Consider the following 16,886-nt stretch of genomic DNA (forward strand, 5'->3'; position numbering starts at 1 on the left):
TCTACGAGTGGGTGGCAGCGAGTTCCGGCGCGCTGGGAGCGTCCGCGGCGGCGGCATTGTCGGGCAGGGCGGCCGCGCGGTTGATCCGGTTGCGGTGGGAGAAGTACAGCGGCAGGGCCGTGAACAGCACGGCGCCCATGAAGTTGCCGATCAGGACGGGGCCGGTGTTCCAGCCCCACCAGTCGCCGAAGCTGATGTCGGCGCCCAGCAGCATGCCGGCCGGGATCACGAACATGTTCACCACGGCGTGCTCGAGCCCCAGGCCGAAGAAGGTGAGCACGGGCAGCCACATGCCCAGGATCTTGCCCGCGGCCGACTTCGATGTGTAGAACATGATGGTGCCCAGAGCCACCATCCAGTTGCAAAGCATGGCCTTGACGATGGCCACCAGGATGCCGCCGGCGCCGACGGCTTCGTACGGGAGCACCTTGTGCTCGGCCATGTGGATGATCGCCTGGATCATCGGGTCGGTCGTGTCAGTGCCGAGGTAGGTGATGACGCCCACGTACAGCAGTGCGAACAGGCCCGCGCCCACGATGTGCGCCGGGATCACGATGGCAAAGTTCTTGAGCCCCTTCGCGAGGGTGGTGCGGCCCTCGAGGATGGCCAATGGGATGAGGGCGAAGCTGCCCGTCACAAGTTCCAGGCCGAGCATCAGGATGACGCAGAATCCGACGGGGAAGAGAATTGCCCCCACGATCGGCAGCCCGGTCTGGGCGGCTGCGGTGAGGGCCAGCGACGTTGCCGCGCCGAGGATCGCCCCGGACAGGCCACCGCGCAGGAACATCTGGCGGGCGGTCAAGTTGGACTTGACGACCCCGGAGTGAACGAGTTCATCAATCAGGTGATCCGGATTCACGTAGGTCATGCGACGGTACTCCTCTTGAGCGGCCGCGATATCAACGAACGTGAAGTAGGTGTGGCGCGGCGCGCCTCTCCCCGTGAACTGGGTCAGGGGCGGTTATGCGCCCTGACCGTCTGGAGTCGGCGTCGCTGCCGGTTCTTCGGAGGTTTCGGGATCCGCCACCGGTTCATCGGTGTCGGAATCGGTGTCAGCGTCGGCTGGGGCCGGTTCGTCGGCGTCCGGCTCGTCCGGAAGCTCTTCGAGCAAGCCGGGCGGCGGGGTGATCGTGATGACGCCGGCCTTGACGTCGACGCTGGGAACGATCGCCTTCACGAAGGGGATCATCACCTCGCCGTTGGCGGTCTTCACGATCAGGAGGTCCTGGGCGGGCAGGTGCTCGAGGCGAGTCAGCGTACCGATCTGTACGCCGTCGCGGACGATGGCGAGGCCCACCAGCTGGTGGTCGTACCAGGCGTCTTCTTCGTCGGTCTGCTCGGCGGAGTCCTGGTCGATCCAGAGGATCGCCTTGGCCAGGGTCTCCGCGGCTTCGCGGTCGGGCACGCCCTTGAAAAACCCGACGGCGTGCTGGTTGTACCAGCGCAGCTCGACGAGTTCGATGGTCTTGCCGTGCCAGGGTGAGCTGGTCGGCACCTGGAGGGTGAACACGGCGCCCGGGACGAAACGTCGTCCCGGGTCATCCGTGAACAGCTCCAGCTTGATGGCGCCCTTGAGGCCGTGGGCCTTGGTGAGGCGCCCCACCCGCAGTTGGGTGGCCCGGATCGTGCTGTCGTCGCTCATGAGGGGCTAGTCACTACCCGATCAGAAGTCGGTGTCGACAACGTCGACCCGTACGCGCTTGCCATCGGCCAGAGCGGCCACGAGAGTGCGCAGCGCCTTGGCGGTGCGACCGGCGCGGCCGATCACCCGACCGAGGTCCTCGGGGTTCACACGAACCTCGAGCACCTCGCCACGGGGTGAGTTCTGGGCTACAACGTGCACGTCGTCCGGGTGATCAACGATTCCCTTGACGAGGTGCTCAAGCGCGGGAGCGAGCAAAATTACGCCTTGTCCTCTTCGGTTGCCTCTGCGGCAACTTCTTCGGTCTCGACCTTGGCCGCAGGCTTGTCGGCCTTGGGCTTGAGAACCGGCTTCTTCTTCTCGTCGGCGACGAAGGCAGCCTTCGGCTCCTTGATCTTGACGGTGGAGACGGCGTTCTTGTCACCCTTGAAGATGCCCCAGTCGCCGGTCAGCTTGAGGAGTGCCGCAACCTGCTCGGTCGGCTGGGCGCCGACGGAGAGCCAGTACTGGGCACGCTCGGACTTGACCTCGATGACCGAAGGCTCCTGCGTGGGGTGGTAGATGCCGATCTCTTCGATGACACGACCATCGCGCTTGGTGCGCGAGTCGGCGACAACGATGCGGTAGTACGGCGCACGAATCTTGCCCATGCGCTTCAGACGGATTTTGACAGCCACAATTCTCCTGTGATTTAGATGTTTGGCGAACTGACAGCCGTGAGCGTGGGGGCACACTCGGCACAAGCTCAATAAGGTTCGTGTTACGCCGGATTAGAGGGTCGGGCGCAACGGAACTCGACTAATCATTGTGTCAGACATCGACCACTTTGTGATAATCGAACTCTGAGATCCCGGATGTCGTCATGACGCCGTGTAGCGCGGCGCACGCCGGCCCGGCCGTTTAGCTGTCAGGATTGGGCCACATCGCCCCGCACCTGGGGCTCGAATCGCGAAGGACAGCACCGTGGCAATCGACACCGTGGCAATCGAATTCGCTCGCTCTGAGCGCTCGACGGTCGGCATCGAGTGGGAACTCGCCCTGGTCGACCGCGAGACCGGTGACCTCGTCTCGATCGCTGACGAGGTCCTCGACGCCCTCAGGGGCCCCGATGGCTCCCCGCACCCGCACATCACCGGGGAACTCCTCCTGAACACCGTTGAACTCGTTTCCGGGGTGCACCACACCGTGGCCGGCGCCGTCGCCGACGTCGCCGGGCAGGTGGCCGAGGTGCGCGCCATCACCGATCCCCGAGGCATCGACCCGATCTGCAGCGGCTCGCACCCGTTCGGCCAGTGGTTCGACCAGCAGGTCACCGACAAGGAGCGCTACCACAAGCTCATCGACCGCACCCAGTGGTGGGGTCGCAACATGATGATCTGGGGCATCCACGTGCATGTGGGCATCGAGGACCGCGACAAGGTGATCCCGATCCTCAACGGCATGCTCAGCTTCGTGCCGCACCTGCAGGCACTGAGCGCGTCCAGCCCGTTCTGGGCCGGGGTCAACACTGGCTACGCCTCCAACCGCGCCCAGATGTTCCAACAGCTGCCGACCGCCGGGCTGCCCTGGCGGCTCGAAGACTGGGCCGGGTGGGAGGCGTACGTCAACGACCTCACCGTCACCGGGATCATCGAGGACGCCACCGAGGTGCGCTGGGACATCCGTCCGTCACCGCGGTGGGGCACGATCGAGGTGCGCGCCTGTGACGGCGTGTCGACCGTGGAGGAGCTCGGCGCGATCGCCGCACTCATTCAGTGCCTGGTCGAGTGGATGTCGACGGAGATCGACGCTGGTCGCCCGGTTCCGACCATGCAGCCGTGGTTCGTTCGCGAGAACAAGTGGCGCGCGGCCCGCTACGGCCTGGCCGCAGAGATCATCGTGAACTCGACGGGCACCGAGCGAATGGTGACCGACGAGGTGCGCCGCTTGGTCGAGGTGCTCTCCCCCACCGCCGTGCGGCTGGGCTGCCTGCCTGAGTTGCTGCAGTTGAACCTGATCCTCGACCACGGCGCCAGCTACCAGCGCCAGCTGGCCGTTGCGGCTCTGAACGACGGCCAGCTGCCTGCCGTCGTCGCGTCTCTCGCCCGCGAACTCCGTGAGGGCCTGCTGCCGCCCGCCTAGACCGAGTTCGGGCAGTGGTGACTCCGGGCGGGCTCACTGTCGGTGGTAGGTGAGACGATCTCACCATGAGCAACCCCGACCAGGCACCACCGCCCGCTCCGGATGATGACCACCGCTCTCCGGAGTCCGCTCCACCTGGATTCACCCCCGACCCTGCCCCTGCCCCTGCTCCGTCGGCGCCGTTCGTTCCCCGCCCGACCCTGGACGAGTTCGTCCGCTCGGAGCTGGCCCGGCGCACGGAACTGATCGCGGCCGAGGCCCGGCTCATCGCCCAAGCACAGGCCCGGCAGGTCGAGTATCTCGTCGACCTGCAGGGTTGGAGTGAGGACCCGCAGGTGTCCTCGCGCTTGCACGGCAGCCCGGAGAGCATCCGGCTGGCCGACGCGAACGCGGCCACCCTGACCGAGGATCAGGCCCGCGCGGCCGCGTACAGCCGATGGGAGGGCCGGGACGTGGCCCGCCGCACCATCGTGAGCGAGACGGCCTGCCTGTTGCGGATGGCCGAACGCACGGTGGAACACCTGATGGATCAAGCCCGCTGGGTCATGTGCGCCCCGGCCACCTTCGAAGCCCTCTGCACCGGAGAGATCAGCTACCGGCACGCCACCACCCTCGTCGACCAGATGCGAACCCTGCCCGACGACGAGCACGCGGCATTCGAAGCGAAGGTGCTGCCGGAGGCGAAGCGGCTGCCGGTGGGCCGGTTCAAGGACAAGGCCCGAAGGCTGCGGGAGCGGCTGCACCCGGAGACCATCGTGGCCCGCACCACGAACGCCCTGACCGAGCGGCACACCCGCTGGGAGGCCGCCGCCGACGGGATGGGCTGGCTGCACTGGTACGGCACCGCGCACGACACCAGAGCCGCCTACGACCGGATCAACGCCATGGCCGTGAGCCTGAAGAAGATCGGCGACCTCACCACCGCTGACGACCCGGACGCCGGGTCCGGGATCGGTAGCGGTGCCGCGTTCGGGATCGACTCGGCAGCCGGCATCGGCCAGGACCCTGCCGAGGAGCTGCCGACCCGCACCCTGGATCAGCTCCGCGCCGATGTCACCCGGGCGCTGCTGCTAGACGGCATCACCCCGGACGGGATGGGCGCCGGGATCCGCGGCACGGTGATGATCACCGTGCCCGTGCTGACCCTGCTGGGCTTGGACGAGGAACCCGCCACCCTGGAGGGGTACGGGCCGATCTCACCCGAGACCGCCCGGGAGATCGCCGGCCACGCACCCAGCTTCACCCGGCTGCTCACCCACCCCGAGACCGGGGTGGTGCTCTCGCTGGGCAAAACCCAGCACAAGAACACCAAGGCCATGAAGAAGTGGCTGCGGGTGCGCGACGAAACCTGCCGGTTCCCCGGCTGCGCCCGCCCCGCGGTGACCAGCGACGTCGACCACACCGACCCGTGGGCCGAAGGCGGCCGAACCGACAGCGACAACCTCGCCCACCTCTGCGAACCGCACCACCGGCTCAAACACCTCTCGCAATGGCGGGTCACCCAGGAACCCGGCGGGATTCTGCTGTGGACCTCGCCGGGGCAGCGCAGTTACCGCACCGATCCGGCCAACCCGATGGGACCACCGCGGCCGCGGCCACCGCTCGTTGGGCCGACCACCCGCAGACGGCCCGCCGACGATAGCTACCTGCTGCCCCGGCACCGGCCGAAGCGGCACCCAGCGCCGCCGGTGCCCGGCAACCCGCCGTTCTAGAGACGCTTGAGAAGCTGGAGAAGGAGGCCTAGGACGCGAGGGTGTTCACAGCGTTCTTGCTGTCGCGCCACGCAATCCAATCCACGACCGGGGCCAGATCGTAAGCGGGGCCGGAGATGCCGAGCGTGAAGAGGGTGGTGCCGAGCTCGTAGAGCTCGTCGGCCTCGTCGGTGGTCTTGCCGCGCAATTCGGTCGAGATCTCGATCTCGTTGATGTCGCGGCCCACGGTGTCGCACCAGGTGCCCAGCACCCCGAGCTTGTGGGTGAGCACGTCCGGGCTGGAGAACGAATGCCAGATGTCGGCGTGCTGGGCAACGATGCGCAGAGTCTTCTTCTCGCCACCCCCGCCGATGAGCACGGGGATGTCACGAACCGGCGCCGGGTTCAGCTTTGCCCAGCGTGATTCGATGCGGGGCAGGTCGGCGGCGAGGGCATCCAGCCGGGTGCCAGCGGTGCCGAAGTCGTAGCCGTACTCGTCGTAGTCACGCTCGAACCAGCCCGAGCCGGTGCCGAAGATGAAGCGCCCGCCGCTGATGTGGTCGATGGTGCGAGCCATGTCTGCCTGCAGGTCGGCGTTGCGGTAGCTGTTGCAGTTCACCAGGGCGCCCATCTCGATCACGCTGGTCTGCTCGGCCCACGCCGCGAGGAGCGTCCAGGATTCGAAGTGCAGGCCCTCGGGATCGCCGGAGAGCGGGTAGAAGTGGTCCCAGTTGAAGGCGACGTCCACGCCGAGGGCTTCCACGGCCGAGACAGTGTTGCGGATCGACGTGTAGTCGGCGTGCTGAGGGGCGATCTGTACACCGAGGCGTACCGGACGGGGCTGGGGAGAGGTCATTGCAAAATCCTAATCCCCGACCTCGCCCAACCCGCTCAGGCGTGCGCGAGCGCCAGCCGGGTTAGCGGCCGAGCATCTTCTGCAGTGCCGCCATCTCCTCGGGCGACGGGCCGCCGGCCGGCGCCTTCACACCGCCACCGAGGCCGAAGCCCGAGCCGCCTGTCGCCGGCGCGCCGCCGAGCTTCTCTCCGGAGGCGATGGCCGCGTTCTCCGCGGCGCGTTTGGCCGGGTTGCCCGACTTCGAGCCCTTCTTCTTCTGCTGCACCTGGGGGCGCTTGCCACCCATGCCGCCGGGAATCGGACCCATGCCGGGAATGTTGGGCATGCCGCCCTTCGCAACCGTCTTCATCATCTTGGCGGCCTGCTCGAACCGTGCCACGAGCTGGTTCACCTCGGAAACGTTGGACCCTGATCCCCGGGCGATGCGCAGGCGACGTGAGCCGTTGAGGAGCTTGGGCGTGACTCGCTCGGCCTTGGTCATCGACTGGATGATGGCTTCGGTGCGCACGATCTCGCGTTCGTCGAAGTTCTCGAGCTGCTGCTTCATGGCGCCGGCGCCGGGCAGCATGCCCATCATCTTCTTGATCGAACCCATGTTGCGCAGCTGCTGCATCTGGCCGAGGAAGTCGTCGAGGGTGAAGGTGTCGGTGGAGAACTTCTCCGCGATCTTGCGCGCTTCGTCTTCGTCGAAGGCGCCCTGGGCCTGCTCGATCAGGGTGAGTATGTCACCGAGGTCGAGGATCCGGCTGGCCATCCGGTCGGGGTGGAACGGTTCGAAGTCGTCGAGGCTTTCACCCGTGGACGCGAACATGATCGGCCGGCCGGTGATCGACGCGACCGACAGCGCCGCGCCACCGCGGGCGTCGCCGTCGAGCTTGGAGAGCACAACACCTGTGAAGTCCACGCCGTCCTGGAATGCGCGGGCGGTGGCCACGGCATCCTGGCCGATCATGGCGTCGATGACGAAGAGAACTTCGTCGGGGTCGATGGCCTTGCGGATGTCCGCGGCCTGCTTCATCATCTCGGCGTCGACGCCGAGGCGCCCGGCGGTGTCGACGATGACCACGTCGTGCAGCTTCTGCTGGGCGAACTTGACACCGTCTCGGGCGACCTTGACCGGATTGCCGACGCCGTTGCCGGGCTCGGGTGCGTAGACCGCGACGCCGGCCTGGGCCGCGACGACCTCGAGCTGCGTGACGGCGTTGGGCCGCTGCAGGTCGGCGGCGACGAGGATCGGCGTGTGACCGTCTTTGGCGAGCCACTTGGCGAGCTTGCCGGCCAGGGTGGTCTTACCGGCACCCTGGAGGCCGGCGAGCATGATGATGGTCGGCGGCTTCTTGGCGAATTCGAGGCGGCGTTGCTGGCCACCGAGGATCTGGATGAGCTCCTCGTTGACGATCTGCACAACCTGCTGGGCGGGGTTCAGCGCCTTGCTGACCTCGTCACCGAGGGCGCGTTCGCGCACCTTGCCGGTGAATTCCTTGACCACCTCGAGCGCCACGTCGGCGTCGAGGAGGGCGCGACGGATCTCGCGGACGGTGCCGTCGACATCCGCGGCGCTGAGCTTGCCCTTGGTGCGGAGATTTTTAAACGTCTCGGCGAGGCGATCTGAGAGGTTTCCAAAAGTAGCCATTGTGGTCTTAGTTTAACCGGATCCGGGCCGCTTCGGCTCACCCGTGGCGTTCCGGCCCGTTCGGCGCCCGATCCGGCGGCAATCAGGCGTCGGGGGTGATCAGGCGCTCGACGGCCCGCACCACGCTGGCCCGCCGGGCGATGACCGCATCGGCATCCGGCTCCCGGTCTGCGGTCAGGGCCGATGACGGCTCGTGGATCCAGCAGGAGACAATTCCGAAAACCAGGGCGTTGAGGTGGTCGGGATCCCAGGAGCGGTCGACAGCGCCGGCCGCCTGCAGGGCGATGACGCCGCGGAGCCGTTCGGCGTGGAAGTCGTTGATGAGGGTCAACGGCGGGTTGATCGCGTCCTGGCCCTCCAGGTTGGCCCAGTCGATCATTCGCAGGTGTTCCGGATGGGTCACCGCGTGGTCGTACATTGCACCAGCGAATTCGGGCAGGGTCTCGCCCGCGTATTGCTGCACCGCGTTCGCGAACTCAATCAGGTTCAGCTCCAGGACCGCACTGAAGAGCTCAGCCTTGTTCCGGTAGTACGCGTAGAGCCGTTCCTTGCTCGCCGAGGCATTGCCGGCGATCCGGTCGATGCGGGCACCGGCCAGCCCACGGGCGGCGAATTCCACCCTGGCGGCCTCGAGGATGCGCTGGCGGGTGGGTTCAGGCTCCCGCGGGGCCAGACCGGACGGTGATTCGTCACTGTTCATACCCCCGAGTGTAACAAAACGAACTAGTTCGTTTGGTAGAGTTCTCGGCATGTCAAAATCGAGCGCGACCGGCGTCCCTCCGGTTTCCACCCCGTCAACAACAGACTCCTTCACCCCCGCGGAACTAGCGCACAACCCGCGCCGCTGGTGGCTCCTGGCCATCGTCGCCCTCGCTCAGCTCACCGTGGTGCTCGACGGCACCATCGTCAACATCGCGCTCCCCCACGCCCAGACCGACCTCGGCATGAGCGACGGCGATCGCACCTGGGTCGTCACCTTGTACGCCCTGGTCTTCGGAGCCCTCCTCCTCCTCGGCGGCCGCATCGCCGACTACTGGGGCCGCAAGCGTTCCTTCATCGTGGGCATGGCCGGCTTCGCCGTGGCGTCCACCCTCGGTGGGATGGCGCAAAGCACCTGGGAGCTCCTCGCCGCCCGCGGCCTGCAGGGCCTGTTCGCGGCCCTCCTCGCGCCGGCCTCGCTCGCGCTGCTCACGGTGAACTTCCCCGGCGGCAAGGACCGCATCAAGGCGTTCTCGGTCTACGGCGCTATCGCCGGCGGTGGCGCGGCCGTCGGCCTCGTGCTCGGCGGCGTGCTCACCGAATACGCCAGCTGGCGCTGGTGCCTTCTGGTGAACGTGCCGATCGCCGTTGTCGCGATCGTCGCCGCCATCCCGATCATCACAGAGAGCAAGGCCCACGGCAACACCCGGTACGACGTGCCGGGCGCGATCCTGGTGGCCCTGGGCCTCGGCTCGCTGGTCTTCGGCTTCGCCCAGGCCGAGAACGGCTGGTCCTCGTGGCAGGTGCTCGTCTTCATCCCGCTCGGCGTTGTGCTGCTGGCCCTCTTCGTGCTCGTTGAGAGCCGCTCCAACCACCCCCTGCTGCCGCTCCGCATTCTCGCCAACAAGGTGCGCGGTGGCGCGTTCATCACCGGCACCCTGACCGGCGCCGCCCTGCTGGGTGGGTTGCTCTTCCTCACCTTCCACCTGCAGATCGTGCTCGGCTTCTCGCCGTTGCAGTCCGGCCTGGCCTCCCTGCCCATGACAGCCATGATCATCGTGGGCGCGGCGGTGCTCTCGAAGTTCCTGCCCCGGGTGGGTGTGCGGCTGCCGATGACAGTCGGCCCCGTCGTCGTGGCGGCCGGTCTGCTCTACCTCTCCCGCATCACCGTGGGCGGCAGCTACGTCGTCGAGGTGCTGCCCGGGCTGATCCTGATGGGCCTGGGCCTGGCCATGATCTTCGTGCCGCTGCAGAACGTGGCTCTGGCCGGCATCGACGCGCACGACGCCGGCGCCGCCAGTGCCGCCGTCACCGCCGTGCAGCAGATCGGCGGTTCGATTGGCTCCGCGGTGTTCACTGTGCTCTACACCTCGGCGGTCGCTGCCACTCTCGCCGGCGGAGACGGCACTCCGGTCGCCCAGCTGCAGGCCTTCGTCGACGGCTACCAGGCTGCTTTCTTCTGGGCTGCCGTCGGTGTCTTCCTGGCCGCCCCCGTGGCGTTCTTCATGGTGCGTCCGCGCGCCGAGGACCTGCTCGGCACCGAAGGCGCCGTGCACCTGGGCTGAAGCGCCCACCCGCAACACACGAAGGCCCCCGGTTTCCACCGGGGGCCTTCGCCGTGCGCAACCGAGGCTAGCTGTCGGCGGCGATCACGATCGTGTCGCCGTGCACGTCGAGGGTGACGACGAGCAGGGCATCCGTCTCGTGCGGGTTGATCGAGTAGTCGAGCACCGCGAAATGCTGGTCATTGCCGATGTGGTGCGGGTGGAACCCGATCCGCTGCAGCTGGATGGACCGCAGGAAGTCGATCTGTTTGTCCCCGGAATCCCAGATCAGGGCGTCCTCCAGCACCTCGCCGTCGACCTCCTCGAACTGGGCGACGATGAACTGGCTGGTCACCGACACCTCGGCGCTCAGGTCGGCCACGAGCGACTCCCTGGCCTGGGAATCCAGGTCTTCCAACGCGTTGATCATGGCCGCGACGATGTCGAGGGCCTCGGCGGACACCGACTCCTCGTCGGGCGAGCTCACGTCAATCTCGACGTTCTGGTCGCCCAGTTCGACGGTGTCGGACCAGTACACCTCGCCGCTGTCGTCGTCGCTGCCGAGAATTCCGAAGAAGTCGTGTTCGATGGTCATGAGACGTCCTATCCGACGAGTTTTTGTGCGAAAACGTGCGGGGTGAATCCGGTGAGGTCGTTGATCCCCTCACCCTGCCCGACGAGCTTGATGGGGATGCCGGTCTTCTCCTGCACGGCCAGGACGAAGCCGCCCTTGGCGGACCCGTCGAGCTTGGTGAGCACCAGCCCGGTCACCCCGGCGTGCTCGATGAAGGCCTCCGCCTGGGCAAGGCCGTTCTGGCCGGTGGTGGCGTCCAGCACCAGGAGGACCTCGGAGATGGGGGTCTGCTTCTCGATCACCCGGCGGATCTTGGTGAGTTCGTCCATCAGCCCGCCCTTGGTCTGCAGGCGGCCGGCGGTGTCGATGATGACGATTTCGGTGCCCGTGTTGATGGCGCGTTCGACGGTCTGGAAGGCCACCGAGGCCGGGTCCTGGCCCTGCGCCTGCGGCTTGACGATCTCGGCGCCGGCGCGCTCGGCCCAGGTGGCCAGCTGCTCCACCGCGGCGGCGCGGAAGGTGTCGGCGGCGCCGATCAGCACGCTGCGGTCGTAGACACGCAGGAACTTCGCGAATTTGCCGATGGTGGTGGTCTTGCCGACGCCGTTGACGCCGACCACGAGCACCACGGCGGGCCGTGCGCTGAGGTTCAGGGTGGAATCGAGTTTGGCCAGGCGCTCCTCGATGCCCTCCCGCAGCATCCGGTGCAGGTCCTTGGGGTCGGTCGTGTTGTATCTGGCCACCTTGGCGCGAAGCTCGGCGACGATCGCATCGGTGATGTCCGGCCCGAAGTCGGCCTGAATCAGCGAGTCCTCGAGGTCATCCCAGGTGTCTGCGTCGATCGTCTTCTTCGCGAACACTCCGCGCAATGCGCCGGAGAGGGACCACGGGGTGCGTTCTGCCATGGGTCAAGGCTAGTCGGCGTGGACCGGCCGTGCGCACCCGACCCGCGCGCCGACGGCGCCGCCCACGGCCAGGGCGATGCCGGCGGCGATCCGCCGTGGGGTGGCGCGGGGTCCGGGGTGCTGGGTATCTTCACCGGTAGCGCCGTTGCCGCCCGAGCGAAAGGATGCCCGATGTCCCCCGCGACCCCCACCGTCCTGGCCGATCTGGATGCCCAACTGGAGGGAAGCGTGCTGCTGCCCGGTGCTCCGGGCTGGGACGACGCCAGGGCGGCCTGGAACCTCGCCGTCGACCAGCAGCCGCGCGCCATCGCCCGGCCCCGCTCCGTGCGGGACCTGCGCCATATCATCGTCGCCGCCCGCGAGGCCGGCGCGGGCGTGACCGTGCAACCGCGCGGGCACGGCGCCGGCACCGACCTCACCGACACGATCCTGGTGCGCACCACGGCGTTCGACGAGGTGAGTGTCAACGTTCTCGCCCGGTTCGCCCGCGTCGGCGCCGGCGTGCCGTGGGGCACCCTGCTGGCTCGCCTCGACGGCACCGGGTTGGTGGCCCTCGCCGGGTCGAACCCCGATGTGAGCGTCGCCGGGTATCTGCTCTCCGGTGGCCACTCCTGGTTCAGCCGGTGGAAGGGGCTGGCGGCGCACTCGATCCGCGCGGTCGAGCTGGTCGATGCGCGCGGGGTACTGCGCCGGGTCACCAGGGAAAGCGATCCCGATCTGCTCTGGGCGCTCCGCGGCGGCGGCGGCCTGTTCGGCGTGGTGACGACTCTCGAAATCGACCTGTTCCCGGCGCCGGACCTTTTCGGCGGCAAGATCCTGTTCCCGGCGGAATCGGCCGAGGTGGTTTTCGGTGCGGCGCTCGACGTCCTGTTGGATGCACCCCCGGAATTGAGCCTGTTCCTGGGCATGATCAATCTGCCCGACACCCCGGCGGTGCCGGAACTCCTGCGCGGCCGCAGCTTCACCCAGGTGGATGCCGTCTTCGTGGGCACCGAGGCGGACGGCCAGGCGCTGCTGGCCCCTCTGCGCACCATCGCACCGGTGATCGCGGATCTCAGCCACGCGTTTTCGATCGGCCAGCTCGGTGATGTATCGGCCGAGCCCCAGGAGCCCTCGGCCACCCTCGACTGGGCCATGGCGGTGACCGAGCTGGAGCCGGCGACCATCGCCGAACTGATCGAGGCCTTCCGCACCGGCAGCTACGCGGGTCTCACGCTGCTGCAGATTCGGCCGTTGGGCGGGCTGCTCGTTGACGCCGCCGTGGGCGCCGATGGAGCAGCGGGGCATCTGGATGCGGCATTCGTGCTGTTCGCGGCGGCCATCCTGCCGCCCGGCGCGCCGGTCCCGGTCGGAGCGGAGCGGCATCTGCTCTTCCAGCCCCTGGCGGACACCCTGCAGGCCGTCGGAACGCCGCGCACGGTTCCGTCGCTGCTCGCAGCCGAGCAGGACCTGTCCCTCGCCTTCGCGCCCGACACCCTGCAGCGGCTCGGGCAGGTCAAGAAGGCGGTCGATCCGGAGAACCTGTTCCGCAGCAATCGACCGCTGCCGGCGGCGTACCTGCTCAGCTAGGCCCGAAGCGTCACGACGCCTGCTCGTCGGCCGCCGGGATGCCGGCCTCGCGAACGATGCGCTGGCCCACAACGGCGGACACACCGTCTTGCCGCATCGACACCCCGTAGAGCGCATCCGCGATCTCCATGGTGCGTTTCTGGTGGGTGATGACGATCAACTGACTGGTGGTGCGGAGGTCCTCGAAGATGGTCAGCAGGCGGCCCAGGTTGGCGTCGTCGAGCGCGGCCTCCACCTCGTCCATGATGTAGAACGGACTGGGCCTGGCCTTGAAGATCGCGATGAGCAGGGCAACGGCGGCCAGCGACCGTTCGCCGCCGGAGAGCAACGAGAGCCGTTCGATCTTCTTGCCCGCGGGCTTGACCGAGACCTCGATCCCGGTGGTGAGCATGTCGGAGGGGTCGGTGAGCTGGATGCTGCCGCTCCCCCCGGGGAAGAGCACCGGGAAGACCTCCGCGAACGCGGCCTGAGTGTCGTCGAAAGCGCTCGCGAAGATGGTGCCCATCTTGTCGTCGATGTCGTCGATGATCGTGAGCAGGTCGGCACGGGTGTTGGTGAGGTCGGTGAGCTGCTCGGTGAGGAAGGAATGCCTCTGCTCCAGGGCGGCGAACTCTTCGAGGGCCAGCGGGTTGATGCGCCCCAGCCGGGCATACTTGCGTTCCGCGGCGGCCAGGCGCGCCTGCTGGGCGGCGCGGTCGTACGGGATCAGGTCGTCGGCGGCGATGTCGTCATCGTCGCCATCGAGGCCGACGGATCCGTGCGGTCCGGCCCCGGCCTGCCCGGAAGGCACGGGCTGGTCTGGACCGTACTCAGCCACGAGCACTTCTTCGACGAGCCCCAGCTCGCCCGCGGCGCGCTCCAGGAAAGCCGACAGCTGCAGCTTCTTCTCGTAGATCGCCAGCTCGAGGCCGTGTACGTTCTCTGTGATGGCCTGTAGGCGGGTGCGCAGCCCGCTCTCGGCGCGGCGGAGCTCGCTGAGCTCCTCGTTCTGACTGGCGCGCTCGGCTTCGGCGGCGGCCAGCCGCTGGCGGGCCTCGGCAACGGCACCGTCGATCGAGGCCAGGACCGCGGGTAACGCGTCGGCGACGGCAGAGGCGGCGTGCACCTGGCGGCGACGGATGACGGCACGGCGGGCAGCGGCGTCGGCCTCGGCCCGGTCGGCTGCGAGCTGCCGCGTGAGACCCTCCACCCTGGCCTGGCCGCTGCGCACCCGTTCTCTGGCCGTGTCGACCTGCAGACGTGCTTCGATCTCGGTCTCCCTGGCACGTTCCAGCTCGGCGTAGAGGGAGTCGCGTGCACTGACGTCCAGGATGGGTCGGGGCGTGGAGCGCAGGGTGCTCAGGGCGGCGGCGCTGGTGGCCGCTGCGCGCTCGGCCTCGGCGACCCCGGCCGACGCCAGGTCGGCCGCCGCCGACAGCCTGTCGAATTCGGCTGACGCGGCATCCGCCTGCACGGTGAGGCGGTTGCGCCGGTCGGCCAGCGCACTCTGTCGGGTGCTCTGCTCCCGAAGTGCCACCCTGGCGGCCCGGGTCTGCTCCTTCGCTGTGGCCAGCATGGTGCGCTGCTCGCCGAGGTCCCCGGAGACCTGGGCGATCTGCGAGGTCACCTCGGCCAGGCGGCTCTCGGCGGCGTCGCGTTCGGTGACGAGTTCGAGTTTGCTGGGCGCGGCCCCTGCCCCGCCACGCAGCGACTGGGCGGTGAGCACATCGCCGGCCAGCGTGATCACCGTGACCGGGTACGCCGTTCCGGCGCTCAGGAGGGCATCTGCCGCGGCCACGGCGACGGCGAGGTCGTCGACGATCACGGTTCGGGCCAGGAGGCCGAGAACCCCGTCCGGTGCCGTGACGACGGTGTGGGCGGCTCGACTGCCGGCCAGCCCGGTCAGGTCGAGGGGTGGTCCTGCTGTGTGATCTCCGGCCTGGGCGATGACCAGCTCGACCCTGCCCAGGTTGTCGGCATCGGCGTGCTCCACAGCGGCGATGGCGGCCGCTCGGTCGTCGGCGGCGACGGCGTCGGCCAGGGAACCCAGTGCCGCGGCGATCGCGCGTTCGAACCCGGGCTGCACGCTCATCTGCTCGGCGACCAGCCCCCTGATGCCGGGCAGGCCTGCACCGATCAGGGCGCTCGACCCGTCTTTCTGGCCGAGAGCCAGCGTCAGGGCGCCGGTTCGGGCCGCCAGGGCGTCGCGCTCGCGCTCCGCGCCGTGCAGGAGTTCCCGCAGTCGCTCGAGGTCGGTCTCGGCCCGGGCGACCTCGGCCTCCGCGCTCTCCAGGACCTCGGCGAGGTCTACGGCAGGCTCGTCAGCCTCATCGGCGTCGTCAAGGGCGGCGAGCTGGTCGCGGGCGGCGCCCAGGCGGTCGCGGGCGGAGTCGAGGGCGCCCTGCTGGCGCAGTACTTCGCCGCGCACCGCCGCCAGGCGGGACGCCGCGGTGTCGGCCTGTCCGGCCAGGTGGGAGACCTGCAGGTCATGCCTGGACACGAGAGCCGACTGCGCGGCGATTTCGTCGTCGACGGCGTCGAGGTCGCGCCGCACCGCGGCGGTCGCCGTGCGCGCGCTGGACCAGGCGTCTTCGGCGGCGGAGATTCCGGCTCGGAGCCTGTCGACCTCTGCGGCGGCATCCTGCACGCGCTGGGGCGTGATGCTGGACGCACGTTCGGCAGGTTCGGCCTGCGTGCCGAGAAGTGCGAGTCTCTGGTTGGCCAGGGTGTAGAGGCCGCGCAGCCGTTCCTGGGCGGATTCGAGCCCGAAGGCGGTGCGGCGGGCGACGTCCACGGCGTCGCCGACCTGGGCCTCCTCCAGTCGGCGCACCCGCACCTGGTTGTGATCGAGTTGGTCCTGGATGACGATCCGCTCGGAGTGCTTTTCGCTCTCGGTGCGCCCGTGAGTGTCGAGCGCGGTGCGCAGGGCGACCACGTCATCGGCCAGCAGCCGGGCGCGGGCGTCCCGCACCGTGGCAGCGATCTGCTGGGCCTGCCTGGCCACCTGGGCCTGTTGGCCGAGCGGCTTGAGCTGGCGCCGGATCTCGCCGGCCAGGTCGCTGAGCCTGGTCAGGTTGGTCTGCATCGCCTCGAGCTTGCGAACGGTCTTTTCCTTGCGCCGTCGGTGCTTGAGAATCCCCGCGGCTTCCTCGATGAAACCGCGCCGTTCTTCGGGGCTGGCGCGCAGCACAGCATCCAGTTGCCCCTGCCCCACGATCACGTGCATCTCGCGGCCGAGCCCGGAGTCGCTGAGCAGCTCCTGAACGTCGAGCAGTCTGCAGGTGCGCCCGTTGATCGCGTACTCGCTGGCCCCGTTACGGAACAGGGTGCGCGAGATCGTCACCTCGGCGTAGTCGATGGGCAGCGCGCCGTCGCTGTTGTCGATCGACAGGATCACCTCGGCCCGGCCGAGGGGTCCGCGGGTGGAGGTGCCCGCGAAGATGACATCCTCCATCTTGCCGCCGCGGAGCGTTTTCACGCCCTGCTCGCCCATGACCCACGCCAACGCGTCGACGACGTTCGACTTGCCGGAACCGTTGGGACCGACGACACAGGTGACCCCGGGTTCGAAGGCGAAGGTCGTCGACTGGGCGAAGGACTTGAAACCCTTGAGGGTGAGGCTCTTCAGATACACCCCGTCCACCCTCCCTCGCGCCGGCACCGCGCTCGCCGC

The 16,886-nt window shown here is 68.4% G+C and carries 14 protein-coding genes; 4 read left to right on the forward strand and 10 right to left on the reverse strand.

What is annotated here, in order from left to right; genetic code table 11:
• Position 1 precedes the first annotated feature (1 nt).
• From ACEN2M_RS02395 to rpsP, 4 genes are all read right to left on the reverse strand, one after another.
• Positions 2 to 868: a formate/nitrite transporter family protein gene (locus tag ACEN2M_RS02395; RefSeq protein ID WP_441646506.1), complete on the reverse strand. Its 867-nt coding sequence runs from the start codon at positions 866 to 868 to the stop codon at positions 2 to 4.
• Between the two features lie 93 nt (positions 869 to 961).
• The gene (rimM, locus tag ACEN2M_RS02400; RefSeq protein ID WP_441646507.1) at positions 962 to 1,642 is read right to left on the reverse strand and encodes a ribosome maturation factor RimM; all 681 of its coding nucleotides are present in this window, start codon (positions 1,640 to 1,642) and stop codon (positions 962 to 964) included.
• A gap of 21 nt (positions 1,643 to 1,663) precedes the next feature.
• Positions 1,664 to 1,900 carry an RNA-binding protein gene (locus tag ACEN2M_RS02405; protein WP_066596208.1) on the reverse strand — a complete coding sequence of 79 codons (237 nt, stop codon included), beginning with the start codon at positions 1,898 to 1,900 and terminating at the stop codon, positions 1,664 to 1,666.
• 2 nt (positions 1,901 to 1,902) lie between these two features.
• A complete protein-coding gene (rpsP, locus tag ACEN2M_RS02410) occupies positions 1,903 to 2,319 on the reverse strand; it encodes a 30S ribosomal protein S16 (protein ID WP_441646508.1) in 417 nt (138 codons plus the stop codon).
• 301 nt (positions 2,320 to 2,620) lie between these two features.
• Between rpsP and ACEN2M_RS02415 the strand changes: the two genes are divergently transcribed.
• Both ACEN2M_RS02415 and ACEN2M_RS02420 read left to right on the forward strand, forming a co-directional pair.
• Positions 2,621 to 3,763, forward strand: a complete 1,143-nt coding sequence (locus ACEN2M_RS02415) for a glutamate--cysteine ligase (protein ID WP_441646622.1) — start codon at positions 2,621 to 2,623, stop codon at positions 3,761 to 3,763.
• 65 nt (positions 3,764 to 3,828) lie between these two features.
• Positions 3,829 to 5,475, forward strand: coding sequence for a DUF222 domain-containing protein (locus ACEN2M_RS02420; RefSeq protein ID WP_441646509.1), 1,647 nt, complete (start codon positions 3,829 to 3,831; stop codon positions 5,473 to 5,475).
• A gap of 28 nt (positions 5,476 to 5,503) precedes the next feature.
• On the opposite strand, the gene ACEN2M_RS02425 is transcribed toward ACEN2M_RS02420, so the two are convergent.
• The 3 genes from ACEN2M_RS02425 to ACEN2M_RS02435 all read right to left on the reverse strand — a co-directional run bounded on the left by ACEN2M_RS02425 (position 5,504) and on the right by ACEN2M_RS02435 (position 8,643).
• A complete protein-coding gene (locus ACEN2M_RS02425) occupies positions 5,504 to 6,310 on the reverse strand; it encodes an LLM class F420-dependent oxidoreductase (RefSeq protein ID WP_441646510.1) in 807 nt (268 codons plus the stop codon).
• Between the two features lie 61 nt (positions 6,311 to 6,371).
• Positions 6,372 to 7,943, reverse strand: coding sequence for a signal recognition particle protein (gene ffh, locus ACEN2M_RS02430; RefSeq protein ID WP_441646511.1), 1,572 nt, complete (start codon positions 7,941 to 7,943; stop codon positions 6,372 to 6,374).
• Between the two features lie 82 nt (positions 7,944 to 8,025).
• Positions 8,026 to 8,643, reverse strand: coding sequence for a TetR family transcriptional regulator (locus tag ACEN2M_RS02435; protein WP_441646512.1), 618 nt, complete (start codon positions 8,641 to 8,643; stop codon positions 8,026 to 8,028).
• A 49-nt stretch (positions 8,644 to 8,692) separates the two neighbouring features.
• Between ACEN2M_RS02435 and ACEN2M_RS02440 the strand changes: the two genes are divergently transcribed.
• A complete protein-coding gene (locus tag ACEN2M_RS02440; protein WP_441646513.1) occupies positions 8,693 to 10,207 on the forward strand; it encodes an MFS transporter in 1,515 nt (504 codons plus the stop codon).
• Between the two features lie 67 nt (positions 10,208 to 10,274).
• Here the strand turns inward: ACEN2M_RS02440 and ACEN2M_RS02445 are convergent, their stop codons facing one another.
• Together ACEN2M_RS02445 and ftsY are read right to left on the reverse strand one after the other, a co-directional pair.
• Positions 10,275 to 10,781 carry a DUF2004 domain-containing protein gene (locus tag ACEN2M_RS02445; RefSeq protein WP_441646514.1) on the reverse strand — a complete coding sequence of 169 codons (507 nt, stop codon included), beginning with the start codon at positions 10,779 to 10,781 and terminating at the stop codon, positions 10,275 to 10,277.
• 8 nt (positions 10,782 to 10,789) lie between these two features.
• Positions 10,790 to 11,665: a signal recognition particle-docking protein FtsY gene (gene ftsY, locus ACEN2M_RS02450; RefSeq protein WP_441646515.1), complete on the reverse strand. Its 876-nt coding sequence runs from the start codon at positions 11,663 to 11,665 to the stop codon at positions 10,790 to 10,792.
• Between the two features lie 18 nt (positions 11,666 to 11,683).
• On the opposite strand from ftsY, the gene ACEN2M_RS02455 reads away from it, so the two are divergent.
• A complete protein-coding gene (locus ACEN2M_RS02455; RefSeq protein ID WP_441646516.1) occupies positions 11,684 to 13,234 on the forward strand; it encodes an FAD-binding protein in 1,551 nt (516 codons plus the stop codon).
• Between the two features lie 10 nt (positions 13,235 to 13,244).
• Here the strand turns inward: ACEN2M_RS02455 and smc are convergent, their stop codons facing one another.
• Positions 13,245 to 16,847 carry a chromosome segregation protein SMC gene (gene smc, locus ACEN2M_RS02460; protein ID WP_441646517.1) on the reverse strand — a complete coding sequence of 1,201 codons (3,603 nt, stop codon included), beginning with the start codon at positions 16,845 to 16,847 and terminating at the stop codon, positions 13,245 to 13,247.
• Between the last annotated feature and the right edge of the window lie 39 nt (positions 16,848 to 16,886).

Origin of the sequence: Cryobacterium sp. W22_MBD10_FK3, from assembly GCF_052113745.1 — a bacterium.
Taxonomy (GTDB): domain Bacteria; phylum Actinomycetota; class Actinomycetes; order Actinomycetales; family Microbacteriaceae; genus Cryobacterium.

Excerpts from the sequence above, each read along its gene's own strand:
- ffh (WP_441646511.1), bottom strand. The coding sequence starts at position 7,943 with ATGGCTACTTTTGGAAACCTCTCAGATCGCCTCGCCGAGACGTTTAAA.
- ACEN2M_RS02445 (WP_441646514.1), bottom strand. The coding sequence starts at position 10,781 with ATGACCATCGAACACGACTTCTTCGGAATTCTCGGCAGCGACGACGAC.
- ACEN2M_RS02395 (WP_441646506.1), bottom strand. The coding sequence starts at position 868 with ATGACCTACGTGAATCCGGATCACCTGATTGATGAACTCGTTCACTCC.
- rimM (WP_441646507.1), bottom strand. The coding sequence starts at position 1,642 with ATGAGCGACGACAGCACGATCCGGGCCACCCAACTGCGGGTGGGGCGC.
- ACEN2M_RS02420 (WP_441646509.1), top strand. The coding sequence starts at position 3,829 with ATGAGCAACCCCGACCAGGCACCACCGCCCGCTCCGGATGATGACCAC.
- ACEN2M_RS02440 (WP_441646513.1), top strand. The coding sequence starts at position 8,693 with ATGTCAAAATCGAGCGCGACCGGCGTCCCTCCGGTTTCCACCCCGTCA.
- ACEN2M_RS02435 (WP_441646512.1), bottom strand. The coding sequence starts at position 8,643 with ATGAACAGTGACGAATCACCGTCCGGTCTGGCCCCGCGGGAGCCTGAA.
- ftsY (WP_441646515.1), bottom strand. The coding sequence starts at position 11,665 with ATGGCAGAACGCACCCCGTGGTCCCTCTCCGGCGCATTGCGCGGAGTG.
- ACEN2M_RS02425 (WP_441646510.1), bottom strand. The coding sequence starts at position 6,310 with ATGACCTCTCCCCAGCCCCGTCCGGTACGCCTCGGTGTACAGATCGCC.